The organism is Bradyrhizobium sp. WYCCWR15520 (genome assembly GCF_056174665.1).
The window spans coordinates 20,556-37,472 of record NZ_JBWBWM010000024.1; the positions used below are offsets into that span (position 1 = coordinate 20,556).

Sequence of the window (16,917 nt, forward strand, 5' to 3'; positions counted from 1 at the left end):
GCTCAGCAGCGATGTTGGAGAGTCTTCTTCTCAAGAACTTGATTGCCTGGTCGCAGCACCTTACCCCGCTTCAGCGTGAACGGCTTTTGATCCTCGATCCGGGTTCAATATCCTTCCCGCTCCGAACGCCGGGCAATGGCCTCACGGGGGTCTGGGAATGTTGAGATCGAAGGAATCAAACGCCGTGCGCTGCGCCGTGCAGAGCAGTTGTCCAACATCTACCTCGATGACGCCGATCGAGCAGCCGACCAAAGCAGCATGGAATTGGCGCAGAGACTTGCGGCGCAATCTATCATGCGACTGGCGGGGCTCCGCCATCTCGCCTCCGAATCGGGACTGCGATGCGATGATCTGCGCAAGAGGAAGGCGCCCTAGTCCAGCGGCCCCACAGCCCCCTAACCCAAGGCGGGCCGTTTGTGCCGCGGCTCGATGAGGCGGTAGGGCTGACCCAGATTGCCCTCGCGTCTTTCGGGGGAACCAGACACACATGTCCGGTGCCTGTGCCACCCTTCGCTGATCACAGTTTTGGTCGCAATACGGCGCTTCGCCCATTGGAACACAGCGCATTTTACCGAAAACTCATAGCCGAGAGCGACCTACCGTCGATATGAAATGCTGCTCGCCCTACTTCCGGAAACGCTAGCCGAGCACAACAGAACTCCGGATGGTCTGCCGCTTCCAGAAGTATGCTAAGCGCTCCTGATGATCACCGCTCTGATCGTTGGAGCGTGAAGCGAGCGGAGGATTTCGTTATCCGTGAAAACATCAAGGGGTAGTGTATGAGGGCGGTAGCAGTCACGGGCGCTGGAGCGCGGATATCCCTGACAAGAATCCGGAACTCACTGATTGCTGGGCTTTGTGGGGCAAGTGTGCACTCGCTCCTTGTATTGGTCCATGGCAAGAGCGGACCGTTGCCGGAGTTCAACCCCAATGATGACATTCAGAGGGGCCTGTCGTGGCTGACAGGTACCGAAATGCACCCAGGCGTCGCGTGGCTGCTAGTGTTCGTGAATGGAGCCATGATCTGGGGGTTCGTGTTTGGTCAAGCATACCGCTTTCTTCCTGGCAAAAAGCCTTGGCGGAAGGGAGTCTTCTTTGGCGTCTGCGCCTGGATTGCGATGGGGCTTGTATTCTTCCCGCTCGTTGATCGGGGTATTTTCGCTGTCAAGCTTGGGTTAGGAATGGCCCCAGCAATTCTCTTGCTTGTAATGTTGCTCGCGTACAGTGTGACGATGAGTCTTGTTTATCATCTGCTAAATTCTTGGTCTGATCCGGTCTAAGCAAGTGTTCCAAGTCCGGATTGCAACTGAGAGGGCGCACATTCACTACGGCGACGGGTTTCGTCAGCTTGTGACACAAGCGGGCACGAAGCCGCAGCTCGCGGGGCCATCGGTACCGGCGGCATAATGCGCGCGTTGCGGCCTAGTGCTTCAACGGCTTCCAGCCGACGTGGTTGAAGTGTGAGCCATAAAGTTCCAGCGCTTGCACAATCTTGACGGCGCCGTCGGCGCGCCCTTTGCCCGCCTTCATGAAAGCAATGCCGTCGAGGATCTGCTCCAGGACGACGTGAAGCTGGTGGTCGGACTCCTCGGGCAACTTACAATTCACAATGACATAATCGATCTGCTCTTGCACGCGTCCAGCCAGTTTGTCGAAGGCTTCACGAGAGAATTTGTTAGCGTGGATGGGGGCGAGCGCCTCCGACATTACCGTGCGGATCTCACCCATCCCCCGCCGCAACGCCTCGTCGGTCGGCCACTTCTTGCCGTTGTCGAGCTTGATTTTGACGGTGGCTGCGTGGGCGTGGGGTTCGGCCGCAACAACGCCGGTCGGGGCCAACGCCAAGCCGAACGCAATCAATCCCGACATAAACAAGTTGGTAGTGAGCATGTCGCTTTCCTCCTGGACCAATGTGGGCCGTGGCGTTTTTGCCGTTAACGGTTAGCCTGAGCAAAAATAGCGACCGTCCAAACGCCGGAGATTGTGCTGGCGCAATATTCGAGACGATTTCACGAAGCCAGTCATGAGCGTCACGCGAACGAATCCCCGCCACCAAAAAGATCGTGATCTAGAGCGTAAGCGCGGTGAAGCGGTCCTGGCGACGCAGTGCTGACCGCACCGGTCTCCGGGCCAGACTCCCTACAAACGGGAATCTTGCAGGGAGAATTGCAAGCTTTGGCTTACAGAGACGATTGCGGAGCCGCAACTGGCCTTCGCGTAGCCGCTTTTCTAGCATTTCCCTACTCGAGTTAGGGAAAACAATTAGGACACAGCGAATTTTGCGGAGGCAGCAGGGAATAGGATCGAATATCGTCGGACCCGTCTCGACCTAGTTATTCATCAAAACCAGGCATCTGTTGGAAGGCTCCGCATCTGCTTGGCGCCCAAAAGCGATCATTGTCGATTTGGTGGGCATGGCTCAAGAGTTCCAGAAGTCGCCGCACGTTCCGCATCAGCCGTGCGATTGACCTAGCGCAAGCGCCCAAGTGCGCGCACATGCAAGCATACTGTGTGGTGCTTTGAGAGACGCGGTCATGCACTCAGTCATTGAAACCAGACGTGGTAAAATACGAGGCTGCGTCAGCGATGGTGTGGCCACCTTCAAAGGAGTGCCCTACGCCGCGCCGCCGTTCGGCGCGAACCGACTACGACCCCCGCACCCGGCGAAACCTTGGGACGGAGTGCGCGATGCGCGGGCGTTCGGCCCGAAGTCACCTCAGGTGGCTTATCCGCCGGGCATTGCCGAGGCTATTCCCGAGTTGGTCGGCTCGGGCGAGGACTGCTTGTCGCTCAACATCTGGACACCCGACGTGGGAGCTACGGGGCTGCCAGTGATGTTGTGGATTCCCGGTGGTATGTTCGAGTTCCATGCCACCGGAGCGACGCCCTTTTACGACGGCGGGCGATTCGCCCGTGATGGCGTGGTGTGCGTGACGATCGGTTACCGGGTGGGCGCCGAAGGCTTTCTCTACCTGGGCGATGGAGTTGCTAATCTCGGCCTTCTCGACCAGATCGCTGCACTCGAATGGGTGCAGGAGAACATCGCAGCCTTCGGCGGCGATCCGGCTAAGGTCACCATCTTCGGCGAGTCGGCCGGCGCTATGAGCGTCGCTACGCTCCTCACGATGCCCCTCGCCAAGCGGCTGTTCCGACGCGCCATCGTGCAGAGCGGTAACGCGCCCCACGTCAATTCGGCCGCTACGGCAGAGCGGATTGGTCGGCGGCTGGCAGAGCTTCTGGGGGTTGAGGCGACGAGGGAAGCGATCGCCACGACGCCGCCCGAGCGTGTCCTTCAGGCGCAGGCGAAGATGCGGGACGACCTTCTGAATCGTCCTGACCCGGCGTTTTGGGGCGAAGTGGCGCTCAACTACCTACCTTGGGCGCCAACGGTAGATGGGCAAACGATCCCGGATCATCCGATCCAACGCATTTTTGCGGGCACGGCTGCCGACATCGACCTGCTGGTGGGATCGAATACAGAGGAGACACGGCTGTTCTTCGTGATCGATGGCTCCATCGACCGCATCACCGACGAAGCCCTGCTAGCTATGGTGGTTGCCTATGGTTTGCCGACGGAGGGCTTAAGCGGCTACCGCGCGGCACATCCGGGCGCGAGTGCCGGCGAACTTCTCTCAGCCATCCAGACCGACTGGTACTGGCGCATCCCCGCTGTGCGACTAGCGGATGCCCATGCATCAGCCGCCCGAGCCTCCACCTATATGTACGAATTTGCCTGACGCTCGCCGCAGTGCGGAGGACGTCTCGGCGCGGCGCATTCGGTAGAGATCCCATTCGTTTTCGACACGCTCGGCCTCGGAACGGAGCCGCTTCTCGGTCGAGACCCGCCACAATCCATTGCGGACGTGATGCACCGCGCCTGGGTGGCGTTCGCCTCCAACGGCGATTGTGGTTGGCCGAAGTACAATGTCGCCCGCAGACCGACAATGCACTTCGATACGAAGTCAGAGATCGTTGACGATCCTCTCGCCGCGAACCTCGCTCTGTGGAAGGGCGTGCGGTAATCAGAATACGGGCTGCGCGTCCGGCGCCTTCCAGCTTCCGTCGAGAACTTCCTTGCGCAGTCGGTAGAGGCGCATGGTGAAGTTCTATCCCTTCACGATGGGCAGGCAGTTCGGCGTATCCATGCGGCAATCGCCGAACTAGATCGTGTGGACACCGCTCGCGGCCGGCTTGGCCGTCAGGTCGTTGAGTGAATAGGCGCCGAGCGCGTTCTTCTCGAAAAGCCCTTTCGGTTGTACACGCTGATCGACCAGAATCCGTCGACCGGCACGTCTTGGAGCGCCAGGCGGTACACGGTCTTGCCATCTTTTTTTGCGTATAGAAGCACTGCCCACTTCACCAATTTCGGGGTTAGGGTCTTCATCGATCGTCAAACCATGTGAGAGCGAACAAAGAGGTTAATTGCCAAACCTACCTTTGGGCAACGCGGACCCCATCAGAGATTTTATCGCTGGGATGGAGAACCACCTGTCGTCCCGCGGCCAAGCCCTCCAGCACTTCCGCCATGCGGTTGTTGCGATGGCCTATCTTGACCGACGTTAGACGCACGCGGCCGTCCTCGACAGCGAACAACGCCCAGTCTTCTCCCTTTCGAAACAACGCACTCACGGGCACCGTCAGAACGTCATCCGCGCTCCAGATGGTTACACGTACGATGACCCGGTAATCGTGCCCCAGCCGTGACCAAAGCTCCGGCGGGTCGACGAAGTCGATGGTAACGCGAACCCGCTGCTCCTCGATGCCGAGGGCCGACACCTTGAGGAAACCGGCCGGATCGACACGGACCACCTTGCCCCGAACCGCCGGGCCGCCCCACCCGTCGATCCGGACCGGCGCACCGACCTTGATCTGCACCGCGTCGGTGGACAGCAGATCGGCTACGACCTCAAGGTCGTTCGGATCACCGATGTCGACCAACGGCGCACCAGGCGGAACCACCGTTTCATTATCCTGTACGATCTTCAGGATCCGCCCGCTGGCCGGAGCAAGCACCCGCACGCAGCACGCCGGATCTGTCGGCGCAGCCACGTTGGATGGGTCGATCAATCGTGCGGCGAGGCTTGTCCGCATGTTGCGGCGGAAGTCCAGTTGGGCCTTCGCGCTCGCCAGCGCGGCTTCGTTGCTGGCGACTTCAAATCTAGCTTTGTCAAAGGCCTGAGTGGAGATCGTTTGCGTCCGCGCCAGTGCCTGCGCTCGCTGGAATTCGGTACGGGCAAAATCGAGCGCAGCTTCGAGCCGACGGATTTCGGCAGCTTGCTGCTGGATTGAAGCGTCCGCCGCGATCACCTCCGCTTCAAGCTGATCGCGAGAGCGCACGTCGATAAAGCTCGGCGGCGTCGGCTGCATGAGCGCGACGACGGTCTCGTTGGCGGTCACCTGGTCTCCGACATGGAGCGAGGAACCCTTCATACCCATAGGGTGGGAAATTCTTAGAACCTTGCCGCCAACAGGCGCTGATACCGTGTAGATGTGCCGCACATTGGTCCTGCCGTCGTCGTCGGCGGTTACTTCGAGCGGCCCTCTTGCGACGGTTGCAAGATCGACAGCGAGCGGCCGCGGCCAGGCAAACCACGCCAACAGCGCGGCGATCGCGCTGACGATAACAATGCCTATGATCCGCTTCGTCCAGTTTGCCGGCATCGGTCAATCCCGCGTTTTGAGGACGGCCACGAGGTCCAGTCGGTTGATGCGCTCTCGGATGATGAAGGCCGATGCAATAGCCGCCAGAAGGACGACCGCGCTTGCGCTTACATAGGTCGAATGCTCGACGACCAGACGCACACGCATCAGCTCGCCGGCCAGATTGGTTTTCATGATCCACGCCAGGCCGTAACCCACGGCCCATCCCGGCGGCTGGGCGATCAGGGTCAGGATCGCCAGTTCGAGCAGCAGGATGCGCAGGACTTCACCGCGCCTGAAGCCGAGCACCCGCAAGCTCGCCAGTTCCCGCGCCCGTTCCGAGAGCGAGATTCTCGCGTTGTTATAGACAACCCCGAACGCGATGACCGCCGCGAGTCCCGTGTAAATGCTGGCCATGGTGGTGATGAGGAGTGCGACCGTCTTGCGAAAATTTGCCAGCGAAACCCTCTGCAGCGCCACTCCGCTTACCGCCGGCATCGCCTTGATGGCGGCGTAGAATTCGTCTCTGCGATTATCGTCCAAGCTGAGGTTGACACTGTTCACGACAGGCCCTTCGCGCATCAGGCGCGCCAGAGCCTGCATGTCCATCATGCCCCGGATACCAAAGTAGTCCTCTACCAGCGCCACGACCTGCAGGGATGTCGTTCGCCGCGCCCCTTCCAGCAGATCGACCTCCACCGAATCTCCGACCCCGACGCCCAGGATATCCCCGAGCATGCTGGAGATCGCTAGACCTGTTGCGGGAAGCACCACCGGCCGCAGATCGACATCGATGATGCGCCTGAGATCGGACTCTGGACGGCGGCCGCTGATCGTGACGCGACGCTCTACATTGCCGTGCCGGATCCGCACCGGAACTTCTCGAAACGGTTCTGCTGCAAGCACGCCAGGGAGTCGCGCCACCTGCAGGACAACATTCTCGGTCCGCTTCTCGACAAAGCCGATCGTCGCATCCTGCCGATCAGCCAGAAAGTAGGTAACGTCGATCAGCTGCTCCATGGTGTCGCGGGTAAACAGCGATACCACGAGTATTGCGGTCGCAAGCGCCATTCCGAGGGTCGTGAACGCGGCTCTGACCGGATGGCGCGAGATGTTGCGGAGCATCATCAGCGTCGGCTGCGAAACGATTCGGTCCAGCGAAAATGTTACGGGCACCAGGCGGTGAAAACTCGGTGGCGCGGGCGGCTGCATCGCGATTGCCGGCGGCAGCTTCACAACCTCCCTTAGTGCGCGGATTGCACCAACGATGGCTGCGGCGGCGCTTAACGCGCCCGCGATCGCATAAAGATCCGGTGATCGAGCGAACAGAAGGAACGGAAAATGAAAAAAATCGCCGAATAGCGCGGTGACGCGCAATCCCAACAGCGTCCCGACCACGCTGCCGATCACAATTCCGATCAGAACGATGAGCGCCACAAACTTCAGATAGTGCAATGCAATGCTGCTGTCGCGATAACCCAAGGCTTTCAGCAGCCCAATCTGCTCGCGCTCCAGCGCCACCAGCCGGCTGAGCGTGAGGTTAACGAGAAACGCCGACACCAAAAGGAAAATCGGGGGCAGCGTCCGGCTCATGTTGTTGAGCATATCAAGCTCATGGTCGAGCCAGGCATGCGAGGTCTGATCCTTGCGGCCGTGGGCCGCTTGCCCGCCGTAGGCGTCCAGCAGGGAATCAAGCCGCGCGATAACCTCTGACTCCGACGCGCCGCGTTGCAGCTTGACGGAGACTGAAGAGAATGCACCGTCGAGATCGTAGACGCTCGCAAGTGCTTTTTCCGACATCCATACGATGCCATAGCGGCGGTCGTCCGGCATCAGGTCTCCAGGTCCCACCGTGTAAATGAACTCGGGAGACAGCGCCGTACCAACGATGACGAGCTGGCGCTTCCTGCCATTCAAGATGGCGGAAAAGCCGGCGCCAAGTGTAAAGCCATGCGCCTGGGCGAAACTCTCGTTGACTACCACCTCTTCCGCCCGTCCGGGTTCAGGGAAACGCCCGGCGCGCAGATAGAGCCGATTGAGCGTGAGCTCGCCGCTATCCGGCAGCGAGACGAATTGCGCGCTGGCAGGTTCGGAAAATCCGGGCACGTCGACCAATGCGAGCCTTGCAATGCGCGCATCGACTGCGGTCACGCCCGGAATTTGCGCGATCTGGTCCACCAGCGCCTTGGGCGCACGCTTGGCCAGCGCAAAAACATCGGCGAATGCGTATCGCTCGTAATAGGCAATCCGGGTTTCATCGAGCGAGCGGTGTGAGCCGACCGCGAGGATCAGCGTCGCCACCCCGCCGCCGATCACCAGCGCAATCGCCAGCACCTGCGCCCACAAGCGCCTCGCATCGCGAAAGAGCTTGATGTCGAGCGCCGACATGATGTCACCAGACCAACTGCGCCGCCTCGCGGCGCGTTTCGTTTCGCTGGATCCTCGATATCCGGCCATCAGCGAAGAACAAGACCCTGTCCGCAACCTGCTGGATGCTTGCATTGTGGGTGATGATCAGCGTCGTGGTGCCGAGCTGACGATTGACGCCGAGCAGCGCCTCGATGACCTTGATTCCGGTTTTCGAGTCGAGCGCGCCCGTGGGCTCGTCGCACAACAGCACCGCGGGACGCTTGGCGATGGCGCGGGCGATCGCAACACGCTGCTGCTCGCCACCCGAAAGCTGGGCTGGAAAATGATGCATACGCCCTTCGAGCCCTACCAGCTCAAGGGCTTCGGCCGGACGCATTGGCCGCTCCGAAATCTCGGTTACCAGTGCAACGTTTTCATAAGCGGTCAGGCTGGGAACGAGGTTGTAGAACTGGAACACAAATCCGACGTGCCGGCGCCGGTAATCTGTCAACTCGCGGTCGCTCAGGCCAGTCAGCTCGAGGTCCTTAAAGAACAGCTCACCGCTAGTCGGATGATCGAGTCCGCCCATGATGTTGAGCAGCGTGGTCTTGCCGCTGCCGGACGGGCCAAGCAGCACGACCACTTCCTTCTCGGAGATCTCCAGATCGACGTTGTTCAGCGCATGAACCTGCACATCGCCGGAGACGTAGGTCTTGGTCAGGGCCGTGGCTGTAAAGATCGCTTCGGACATGGCGCTAACTTGAACCAGCTTCATCCGAGGAACTTGACCTAAATCAGCAAGATTTCTGATAGCAGGCACAATCCTTAAGAATGCTGGATGCGAACGGTCAGAATACATCCACGTTCCCGGCCACCATTTGCCTGATCAGTTCCGAAATTCGGTTCAGATGGTCTGCGACGAGGTCCTTCACAGGGCCTCTCAACTGGTCGAGCGGCAACTGCTCCGGTGTGGCAAGTTGAACGCTGATCAGAGCAGGCTCCGACACAGGTGCGCCAATTTTGCTGACGATCAGGCACCGTGCTTCGACGATGTGCCGAAAGCTCGCCACCATAGCCTCCGCCAGCTGCGCGGCGAGAACGTTGTAGATCTTCCCGACGTGGCTGACTGGGTTCTTACCGGCCGCCGCCTCAAGGCTCATCGGTCGGCACGGCGTGATCAAACCGTTGACGCGATTGCCCCGGCCTACCTGTCCGTCATCCCCTGACTCGGCCGAGGTGCCGGTGACCGTCAGATAGACGCTCCCCGACGATGCATCGTCCGCGGCATTGACGGTGACATCGCATCCGGAAATCCGTGTCTGCCGGCGATTTCGCGGACCCAGGCAGCGAGTTGGGCCTTTTGTTCCAGATAGTCCCCGATCCCGGCAAGAAACCCTCCGATCATCGCACAGGCGACGGTCAGATCAAGGCGGCTGCCGTTGCGAACGGCCATCACCTTGACGTCTTCGCCCCATGCCGGATGATCACGCCCGCGGTCCCGGCCATGCAGCCCTCGTTCGATGGCGCGCACCAAGCGCTCCAGCGCACTCGACGGCGCGTGGCCGACCCCGAACGAGGTGTCATTGGCGAGCGGAACGCCTTGCCTGCCTTTCCTGGAAAACAGCCCCTGCAAATCCTGCGATCCCTGGTGAACCAGAGTTTCGATGCGGACGTGGCGTTCCACATCGAGCGCGTGGAGATTTTCCGTCAGCCATGCACGCGAGCCTTCGATCGCGATTTCATCGACCGGAATGGCCTCGTTGCCCGCGGTGGTGATGGCGCGGCCGACCAGGAATATCCTGATCGGAGCAATGAGGCTCCCGCCCCCAAACGCCGGCGCAGCCTCGCCTCCGCTCAACAGCGCCTTGTCGACGTTATGGTGGAGCACGCGACCAAATCTGTGCTGATACTCGCGACAAAGATTGCGGGAGAGCATTTCCGCCAAGGCGTCGCAGATCGTGTCCGGATGACCAAACCCCTTGCGTTCGACGATTTCGACATCATCGATCGTCCGCAGCGGCGAAATCATGATGGGAAGCATGGCGGTGACCTCTCAGCCGCGTGAACTCCCGCTTTCGGGCTTTCGCAGATAGATGAACCAGTAGGTGATACCGACCACCACACCCCCGATCATGTTGCCGATCGTCACCCACAGCAGATTCATGAGTGCACCGAACACGGTCAGGTGCGGGAACGCGGACGGGTTTTTCCCAATCGCGCCCCAGAACGTAGTTGCCGCCCAGAGCTTGGTCAGCAGCGCGAACGTGAGTAAGTACATATTGGCAATCGAATGCTCAAATCCAGCGGCCGAGAATGCCGCGATCGGGAAGATGATCGCCAGGATCTTGTCCGTCGTTGTGCGCGCGCTGTAGCAGAGCCAGGTCGCCAGACAAACGAGGATATTCGCGAGGATTCCGTGAATGAGGGCCTGCAGGCCCGACAGGGACGCCTTGCCGTTGGCACTCGCCAGCGCCGTAAGACCGACTGCGCCGTTCCCATGGTCATATCCCGCGGACAGGAACACGAGAAAACCAATTGCAATGGCGCCGACAAAGTTGCCAACGTACACAAATGCCCATGCCCGCAACAGCTCGCTCGCCCGAATGCGGCCGCTTGCGCACGCCATCACCATGAGATTGTTGCCGGTAAATAGCTCCGCGCCTCCGACGATGACCAGGATGAGGCCAAGCGAAAAGACCGTGCCGCCTAAAAGGCGTGTGAAACCGTAAGGCAGGTTGCTCTCAGCGCCCGCCATAACGACAACCGAAAACATTGAGCCGAAAGCGACGAAAGCGCCGGCGAGCACGGCGAGCGCAATCAAGCTCAGTGTATCGAGGCGGGTCTTCTGCACGCCGATCTGCTCCGCCCGCTCCGCCATTTCCGACGGCAACAGCGCATCGATCGAATTATGATTTCCCGCGTCCAGCATCAGCGCCTCGGCAGTTGTGGCGATCCGTTGCAATAATCAGGAACGCACGCGCGTTGGGCTTCTCCACCCAGAACAGCACAAGGCTGGCGTCCCATAGCAATGCCATTGCCAGCAGAACCCATTTGAAGTCCGAATCGATCAGGAAGTTGACTACGGCCATCCAGCCGATCGAGGCAGCGCCTCCGATCAGCGCGCCGATGGCTGCGGGCGTCGAATGCTGGCGAAATGACGTCACGGCCAATGTAACAATCAATACGCCGGTCGCCAGGACGTAGTCCCCCATGACCCGGAAGACATGGGTGAGCCACAGTTCCAGCCGGGGATCGAACTGCGCCGGCGGCAATGCCATGTAACGGATGTCTTCGGGCAACAGCGGCGGGCGCAGGAGAAGGAAATAAAACCCGGTGCCAATCAGAGTTACGCCTGCCGTCGCCAGGACGATCGATGAGGGCGCCCAAGACCTGTGATCAGGTTCCATGGCAGTCCCGATAGAAGCAGCGGTAGCTCCGCTCACGCGCGCAGCGAAAATTTTTAAAGCAACCGGTCGAAGAAGGTCGCATGCCAAGCTCCCGTGACTAGCGCCTATGGTCGTACTTGAATTCCAGATCAACCGGTTTCGGCTGACCGGGGCGCTCGATTGTCAACCTGATCGTATAGAGGTCGCGCCCGGGCAAATCGAAAAACCCGCCATAGCTGGTGGTGTTCGCGATTTCCATCCGATCGAGATACTTCTTGATGCCAGAGAGACCGATCCCGGAAACCTGAGCCTTGACTGCCGCATCCGCCACCCTGGCACCGCTCGCGGAATCGAACACGGCGGCGACAACGTGATACGCATGCGAGCCTTTTGGGACGCGGCCGTGCATCGGCTCTTACTCGTGGCCGGCTGCTCCCAACCCTTTCACAATCTCCGCCGGCACGACACCGAGATAGACCGTCATCCCGCCGGCCGTTTTGGATTGCCGCGTGTCCTGCGCTGCAGCGACATCGCTCCAAACGAGCGGCAGCGCGCCAACACAGAGAGCGCGAAGAGCCGCCGCAATAGCTTGCCGTCGCGAACAGCTAACCATGCCGATACTCGTCTGTGGGAGGCTGGCCCAGGAGCCGTCCAAGCTTCGGAATAAATCCGGGCACCTCGGCGGCATATTTGGCGTACGCTTCGCCGAACTCGGACCTGGCGTCGTGCTCCTCGCTTCGCGCCAGCTTGACATACATCACCGTCAGCACGGGAAACATCGCGAGCGTCAGGATGGTCGGCCATTGCAGCAGGAAGCCGAACATCACCAGGATGAATCCGACATACTGCGGATGACGCACGTAGCTGTAAGGACCGGTGGTGGCGAGCGAACGCGTCTGCTGCGCGTCATAGAGAACTTTCCAGGCGGTGGAGATCAGGATGAACCCTCCGCCGATGAACACGAAGCTCAGGATGTGGAATGGACCTGCGTGCGGATTGGTCTTCCAGCCGAACATCATTTCCAGCAAATGACCCGCGTCATGCGAGAACCAATCGATGCTCGGAAAGCGCGACTGCAGCCAACCAGACAGAAAATAGATCGTCAGTGGGAAGCCGTACATCTCCGCGAACAATGCCACCAGAAAGCCACTGAAGGCGCTGAACGAACGCCAATCCCGCGGCGTCTGAGGCTTGAAGAAGCTATAGGCAAACAGGATAAAGACCGCTGAATTGATAATGACAAGACCCCATAGGCCATAGGCTGGCGCGTCCCCGCTCATGACAATCTCCCGTCGCTATCGTGTTGACGACCTCCGTGACGACCGTGTCCGCCGTGCATAAACATGTGCATCAATGGACAGGCGAGCAGCGGCAACCAGATCAGCAATCCCAAAACATGGGCCTGATGTTCGGTGAACAGGAGCGCGCCGGCGATGATCAGGAACCCGACCAGGACCAGCCCCACGCGCGATTTCATGGACATTCCCGCGCGGGTGGGCTCTTGATGGCTGGAATGATCTTGCACTGACATCGGCAATTCCTCCTAACCGATGGCAATCTAGGTTGATTCGAAGATGCCGTTTTGACTCAGATCAAGAGGCATTAGTCCGCAATCGAGGCTCGGACTACGAACGCTGGGGTGAATACGATGCTTCGGCATTCTGCTTGCCCGCGTTTGCAAGCTTGCCGACGGCATCATCGGTCCCAAGCCTGCAATATCGGCACCTGAAGAAACTCGAAGCCGGACTTAAAGCCGAGCCACTCTCGCCGACGACCCTGCGTCCAAGAACAGGATCATCAGTGCGCAAAGCTACTCAACGACCAGCTTCCCCCGGAACATCCCCATCGGGCAGCCAAAGCCAAACTCGCCGGGCGACTTCGGCAGTAACTCCACGGCGACAGTCTGCCCTGTGGGGAGGTCGGCACTCTTCTGGAAGTCGGCGAAGATCACCTTGTCCGAACAGGACGCCGTCTCTTCCCGCCGGAAGTTCAGCCGGACAGGCCGCCCGCTTCGAACAATGATGGTGTCGGGCGTATAGCCCCCCTTTACCAAAATCATTGCTTCCTGGTAGCCGCCCGTGGTTTCGCTGGCGCGAAACCCCGTCGAGCGTTTAAGCCAGAAAAACCAGACGATAAATGCGATCAGCGCCAAGCCGGCCGCCGTAGCGATCCAACGATCGGGGCTCATGATGCGGTCCTCCGGGGATTAAACAGTCGAAGCCGGTTGGCATTGGTTACAACGGTAACCGAGCTGAATGCCATGGCGGCCGCGGCAATCAGGGGCGAGAGCAGAAGTCCCATGAAGGGATAAAGCACGCCCATTGCTACGGGAATGCCGAGGGCATTGTAGCCGAATGCGCCAACCAGGTTCTGGCGCACATTCCTCATGGTTGCGCGGCTGATCTCGATTGCGGTCACAACGCCTATCAGGCTCCCTCTGATCAGGGTGACATCGCTGGCTTCGATGGCGACGTCGGTGCCCGTCCCTATCGCAAAGCCCACATCAGCCTGAGCCAGCGCCGGAGCATCGTTGACGCCGTCGCCGACCATCCCGACCGACTTTCCTTCGAGCTGCAACTTCTGCACCTCGTGAGCTTTGTCATCGGGCAAGACCTCAGCCAGCACCCGCTCGATGCCAACCTGCCTCGCAATAGCGCGTCCGGTCCGTTCATTGTCGCCGGTGAGCATCACGACTTCGATACCGAGCGCCTTCAAGGTGTCGATCGCGGCCTTCGAATCCGGCTTCACCGTATCGGCGACCGCCACCAGTCCGGCGGACTTGCCGTCAACGCTGACATACATTGGCGTCTTGCCTTCATTGGCCAGACGGCCCCAATCCCCTTCCAGCATATCGATTGCGATTCCGCGATCGCGCATCAGCTTGGCGTTGCCAAATAAGACTCCACGGCCATCGATCTTGCCGCCGACGCCGTGTCCGGGAATAGCGGAAAATTCAGTCGCATCAGAAAGCTTCAGGTCACGGGCCCTAGCTCCCCTTACGATTGCCTCGCCGAGGGGATGCTCGGACCCGCGCTCCAGTGACGCCGTCAGGCGGAGCACTTCTGCTTCGTCGTAACCTTTGGTAACGACCACATCCGTAAGCGCCGGCTCGCCCTTGGTGATGGTTCCGGTCTTGTCGAGAATGACGGCATCGAGCCTTTCGGCGGCCTGAAGTGCGTCACCCGACCGGATCAGAATCCCATTCTCAGCTCCTTTGCCGATTCCAACCGTTAGAGAAGTTGGCGTGGCGAGACCGAGCGCGCACGGGCAGGCAATGATCAGGGTCGTCACGAAAACCACGATTGCAAATACAAGTCGCGGTTCCGGTCCAAAATCGTACCAGACGATCGCGGCCAGAACCGCCAGGATCATCACCGATGGCACGAAATAGCCGGACACCGTATCTACAACGCGCTGGATCGGGGCCTTCGAGCTCTGCGCGTCCTTGACCATGTTGATGATCGTTGCAAGTGCGGTGTCCTTGCCGACCTTGGTTGCAGTAAAGCGGAAGCTGCCCGTCTTGTTGAGCGTACCACCGATCACCTCGTCGCCCACCTGCTTCTCGACAGGCATGGATTCCCCCGTGATCATCGATTCATCCACGGCGCTCGAGCCAGAGTTCACACGACCATCGACGGGAATCTTGTCGCCCGGCCTCACGACTACCGTGTCATCGACAACCACCTCTTCAACGGCGATATCGATCTCTTTGTTTTCGCGGATTACGCGCGCAGTCTTCGCCTGCAATCCAATCAGCTTCTTGATCGCCTGCGAGGTTCGGCCCTTGGCCTTGATTTCAAGCGCAAGCCCGAGGACGACCAGTGCAATGACAACATCGGTGACGTCCCAGAAAACCTCGGCAAGTGCCATACTCGGAAAGATTTGCGGCCACGCAACGGTAACGACCGAATAGGCAAAGGCCGCGCTGATGCCGACTGCGATCAGGGTATGCATGTTGGCGGCACGATGTTTCAGCGCGTCCCACATGCCGACGAAGAATTGCGAACCGGCCCAGACAAGCACGGGAAAACTCAGCACGCCGAGAAGCGCCCAAACGATCCGGCGGGTTTCGCTGCCCATCGGCATCCAATCCCGCAAACCCGGAACCAGATCGGGATAGCTTAGCGCCATAACTGGAACCGAAATCACGGCTGCAAACCAGAACTTTCGCATCAATGTGCGGTATTCTTGCTCGTTGGCTGCTTCGGCGGGATCGAGCAACTCGGCTTTCGCGTCGATTTTTGGTTCGGCAACCCGGTAACCGGCCGACTCGATCGTTTCTCGGATGGTCGCAAAGTCTGCTTTCTCCGGTTGATACTCGATATCCGCGGCATTGGTTCCGAGGCTCGCACGAGCCGCAACAACCCCAGGCGTCATCTGCAGCGCAAGCTCGACACGAACGAGGCAAGAGCTGCAATGCATGTTCTGGATTGGAACGCGCATCGTGGCGGTCCCTGCCGTATATCCAACGGTACGGATGGCATGAAGTATGTCCGAGACCTTCGTTCGTGCAGGATCGTAATCAATCCTCGCAATTCTGGTGCTTGAGTTGACGCTTGCCGACTTTACCCCCGGCACCGCCGCGACAGCCTTCTCGATGGCCGGCGGGCAATGGGCGCAGGTCATTCCACCGATGCGAAGCTCGATTCTATGCCGCGCCCGGCACCGCAACACTGACACTGGCGCGTCCCCGCTCATGACGATCTCCTGTCGTAGCAACTCCGCTCCCTAACGGGCTGGAAGTTTCAGTCTTTCAAAGTCGTGCCAAATTGATCTACCGCAAAGTGCGAAACCGCCACCCTGATCTAATTCAGTCTGTCCTCTAGCTCGGAGAAACAGACATGATCACCCGCAACCTCCTAGTCGCCGCTACTGTGCTTTCGCTCGTCGCCTTGCCGGCGATGGCCCAGACCAAGAAGACCGATACCGAAACAACGGGCCACCACTACAGTGGCGGCCCGAGGAGCGACCCTCATCACATGGGCAAGAAGAAGGATACCGGCGTAACCACCGGTAAGGCTGGCCCCCGCGGCAGCCATCACTACAGCGGCGGCCCGAGGAGCGACCCCCATCACATTGGGCCAAAGTAACGTCGGCCACGGCATTAAGAACACCCGCGCTCCGCGTTCGCCAGCGGCTGGCAGATTTGGAAGCCTGAGGCTACGCCGCCCGAGCGTGACGGAAGAATCGGAGTGCGAGATGAACGATTATCGCGTTTCCTTCTACAAGGATCTGTTGAATTCCGATGGCCATAGTTCCAAGTGTCTCCAGCGTCAGGTCGATGTCCGGTCGGAGGGTCCGTCTGAAGCGCTTGTGCTTGCGGAACGTCTGGTCGACAACGAGCGCCTGAATGCCGACTGCATAGAGGTAATGCACCGGACGGGCGGCCATCATGAATTCGAGCATCCCTCGAATCATTCGTCCGCGCCCTGCAAGCGCACATGGAATCGCGTCGCGTGATTATCTGATCGCGATGGATCGAATCCCGGAGATTCACGCCGGCAGTTTGGGCGCCGTTCGATTCTCCGCTCGTTGCCGGTAA

The 16,917-nt window shown here is 59.8% G+C and carries 18 protein-coding genes; 3 read left to right on the forward strand and 15 right to left on the reverse strand.

The features are described from left to right. Positions 1-141: 141 nt before the first annotated feature. The gene (locus AC0QUY_RS26005) at positions 142-318 is read right to left on the reverse strand and encodes a hypothetical protein (RefSeq protein WP_161853608.1); all 177 of its coding nucleotides are present in this window, start codon (positions 316-318) and stop codon (positions 142-144) included. Between the two features lie 461 nt (positions 319-779). On the opposite strand from AC0QUY_RS26005, the gene AC0QUY_RS26010 reads away from it, so the two are divergent. Then, the gene (locus AC0QUY_RS26010; protein ID WP_371419284.1) at positions 780-1,280 is read left to right on the forward strand and encodes a DUF6789 family protein; all 501 of its coding nucleotides are present in this window, start codon (positions 780-782) and stop codon (positions 1,278-1,280) included. 142 nt (positions 1,281-1,422) lie between these two features. Here the strand turns inward: AC0QUY_RS26010 and AC0QUY_RS26015 are convergent, their stop codons facing one another. Beyond that, entirely contained in the window at positions 1,423-1,890 is a 468-nt protein-coding gene (locus AC0QUY_RS26015; RefSeq protein ID WP_475389050.1) for a hypothetical protein, read from the reverse strand. A 644-nt stretch (positions 1,891-2,534) separates the two neighbouring features. Here AC0QUY_RS26015 and AC0QUY_RS26020 point away from each other — a divergent pair. Beyond that, positions 2,535-3,737 (forward strand): carboxylesterase/lipase family protein, encoded by a 1,203-nt coding sequence (locus tag AC0QUY_RS26020; protein ID WP_475389052.1) that lies wholly within the window; start codon positions 2,535-2,537, stop codon positions 3,735-3,737. A gap of 694 nt (positions 3,738-4,431) precedes the next feature. Here AC0QUY_RS26020 and AC0QUY_RS26025 read toward each other — a convergent pair. The 12 genes from AC0QUY_RS26025 to AC0QUY_RS26080 all read right to left on the reverse strand — a co-directional run bounded on the left by AC0QUY_RS26025 (position 4,432) and on the right by AC0QUY_RS26080 (position 16,073). Continuing rightward, positions 4,432-5,397: an efflux RND transporter periplasmic adaptor subunit gene (locus tag AC0QUY_RS26025; protein WP_475389054.1), complete on the reverse strand. Its 966-nt coding sequence runs from the start codon at positions 5,395-5,397 to the stop codon at positions 4,432-4,434. A 267-nt stretch (positions 5,398-5,664) separates the two neighbouring features. After that, positions 5,665-8,028, reverse strand: coding sequence for an ABC transporter permease (locus AC0QUY_RS26030; RefSeq protein WP_475389056.1), 2,364 nt, complete (start codon positions 8,026-8,028; stop codon positions 5,665-5,667). A 4-nt stretch (positions 8,029-8,032) separates the two neighbouring features. After that, positions 8,033-8,740 carry an ABC transporter ATP-binding protein gene (locus AC0QUY_RS26035; protein ID WP_475389169.1) on the reverse strand — a complete coding sequence of 236 codons (708 nt, stop codon included), beginning with the start codon at positions 8,738-8,740 and terminating at the stop codon, positions 8,033-8,035. Between the two features lie 97 nt (positions 8,741-8,837). Continuing rightward, positions 8,838-9,332 carry a methionine adenosyltransferase gene (locus AC0QUY_RS26040; protein WP_475389170.1) on the reverse strand — a complete coding sequence of 165 codons (495 nt, stop codon included), beginning with the start codon at positions 9,330-9,332 and terminating at the stop codon, positions 8,838-8,840. After that, positions 9,239-10,030 (reverse strand): methionine adenosyltransferase, encoded by a 792-nt coding sequence (locus AC0QUY_RS26045; protein ID WP_475389057.1) that lies wholly within the window; start codon positions 10,028-10,030, stop codon positions 9,239-9,241. The genes AC0QUY_RS26040 and AC0QUY_RS26045 overlap by 94 nt, the downstream gene beginning before the upstream one ends. 12 nt (positions 10,031-10,042) lie before the next feature. Beyond that, a complete protein-coding gene (locus tag AC0QUY_RS26050; RefSeq protein WP_475389059.1) occupies positions 10,043-10,918 on the reverse strand; it encodes a formate/nitrite transporter family protein in 876 nt (291 codons plus the stop codon). After that, positions 10,896-11,396: a hypothetical protein gene (locus AC0QUY_RS26055; protein ID WP_475389061.1), complete on the reverse strand. Its 501-nt coding sequence runs from the start codon at positions 11,394-11,396 to the stop codon at positions 10,896-10,898. Before AC0QUY_RS26055 ends, AC0QUY_RS26050 begins: the two co-directional genes overlap by 23 nt. Positions 11,397-11,493: 97 nt before the next feature. Next, positions 11,494-11,784: a hypothetical protein gene (locus AC0QUY_RS26060; protein ID WP_475389063.1), complete on the reverse strand. Its 291-nt coding sequence runs from the start codon at positions 11,782-11,784 to the stop codon at positions 11,494-11,496. Positions 11,785-11,980: 196 nt separating this feature from the next. Then, positions 11,981-12,655, reverse strand: coding sequence for a methyltransferase family protein (locus AC0QUY_RS26065; protein ID WP_161853601.1), 675 nt, complete (start codon positions 12,653-12,655; stop codon positions 11,981-11,983). Beyond that, positions 12,652-12,906, reverse strand: a complete 255-nt coding sequence (locus AC0QUY_RS26070) for a DUF2933 domain-containing protein (protein WP_475389065.1) — start codon at positions 12,904-12,906, stop codon at positions 12,652-12,654. The genes AC0QUY_RS26065 and AC0QUY_RS26070 overlap by 4 nt, the downstream gene beginning before the upstream one ends. A gap of 279 nt (positions 12,907-13,185) precedes the next feature. Beyond that, a complete protein-coding gene (locus AC0QUY_RS26075) occupies positions 13,186-13,563 on the reverse strand; it encodes a cupredoxin domain-containing protein (protein WP_161853599.1) in 378 nt (125 codons plus the stop codon). After that, on the reverse strand, positions 13,560-16,073 hold the full coding sequence (locus tag AC0QUY_RS26080) for a heavy metal translocating P-type ATPase (protein ID WP_475389067.1): 2,514 nt from the start codon (positions 16,071-16,073) through the stop codon (positions 13,560-13,562). Before AC0QUY_RS26080 ends, AC0QUY_RS26075 begins: the two co-directional genes overlap by 4 nt. Positions 16,074-16,216: 143 nt before the next feature. Here AC0QUY_RS26080 and AC0QUY_RS26085 point away from each other — a divergent pair, with 143 nt between their 5' ends. After that, positions 16,217-16,465 (forward strand): hypothetical protein, encoded by a 249-nt coding sequence (locus AC0QUY_RS26085; protein ID WP_475389069.1) that lies wholly within the window; start codon positions 16,217-16,219, stop codon positions 16,463-16,465. Positions 16,466-16,535: 70 nt separating this feature from the next. Here AC0QUY_RS26085 and AC0QUY_RS26090 read toward each other — a convergent pair whose 3' ends face one another. Beyond that, positions 16,536-16,781, reverse strand: a complete 246-nt coding sequence (locus AC0QUY_RS26090; RefSeq protein WP_475389070.1) for a hypothetical protein — start codon at positions 16,779-16,781, stop codon at positions 16,536-16,538. Positions 16,782-16,917 lie beyond the last annotated feature (136 nt).

Bases quoted from the DNA above. Each gene is read 5' to 3' on its own strand.
- AC0QUY_RS26035 (WP_475389169.1), bottom strand. From the start codon at position 8,740: ATGTCCGAAGCGATCTTTACAGCCACGGCCCTGACCAAGACCTACGTC.
- AC0QUY_RS26055 (WP_475389061.1), bottom strand. From the start codon at position 11,396: ATGGAACCTGATCACAGGTCTTGGGCGCCCTCATCGATCGTCCTGGCG.
- AC0QUY_RS26060 (WP_475389063.1), bottom strand. From the start codon at position 11,784: ATGCACGGCCGCGTCCCAAAAGGCTCGCATGCGTATCACGTTGTCGCC.
- AC0QUY_RS26075 (WP_161853599.1), bottom strand. From the start codon at position 13,563: ATGAGCCCCGATCGTTGGATCGCTACGGCGGCCGGCTTGGCGCTGATC.
- AC0QUY_RS26050 (WP_475389059.1), bottom strand. From the start codon at position 10,918: ATGCTGGACGCGGGAAATCATAATTCGATCGATGCGCTGTTGCCGTCG.
- AC0QUY_RS26070 (WP_475389065.1), bottom strand. From the start codon at position 12,906: ATGTCAGTGCAAGATCATTCCAGCCATCAAGAGCCCACCCGCGCGGGA.
- AC0QUY_RS26030 (WP_475389056.1), bottom strand. From the start codon at position 8,028: ATGTCGGCGCTCGACATCAAGCTCTTTCGCGATGCGAGGCGCTTGTGG.
- AC0QUY_RS26065 (WP_161853601.1), bottom strand. From the start codon at position 12,655: ATGAGCGGGGACGCGCCAGCCTATGGCCTATGGGGTCTTGTCATTATC.
- AC0QUY_RS26080 (WP_475389067.1), bottom strand. From the start codon at position 16,073: ATGAGCGGGGACGCGCCAGTGTCAGTGTTGCGGTGCCGGGCGCGGCAT.
- AC0QUY_RS26085 (WP_475389069.1), top strand. From the start codon at position 16,217: ATGATCACCCGCAACCTCCTAGTCGCCGCTACTGTGCTTTCGCTCGTC.
- AC0QUY_RS26045 (WP_475389057.1), bottom strand. From the start codon at position 10,030: ATGCTTCCCATCATGATTTCGCCGCTGCGGACGATCGATGATGTCGAA.
- AC0QUY_RS26005 (WP_161853608.1), bottom strand. From the start codon at position 318: ATGGCGGAGCCCCGCCAGTCGCATGATAGATTGCGCCGCAAGTCTCTG.
- AC0QUY_RS26010 (WP_371419284.1), top strand. From the start codon at position 780: ATGAGGGCGGTAGCAGTCACGGGCGCTGGAGCGCGGATATCCCTGACA.
- AC0QUY_RS26015 (WP_475389050.1), bottom strand. From the start codon at position 1,890: ATGCTCACTACCAACTTGTTTATGTCGGGATTGATTGCGTTCGGCTTG.
- AC0QUY_RS26090 (WP_475389070.1), bottom strand. From the start codon at position 16,781: ATGCTCGAATTCATGATGGCCGCCCGTCCGGTGCATTACCTCTATGCA.
- AC0QUY_RS26020 (WP_475389052.1), top strand. From the start codon at position 2,535: ATGCACTCAGTCATTGAAACCAGACGTGGTAAAATACGAGGCTGCGTC.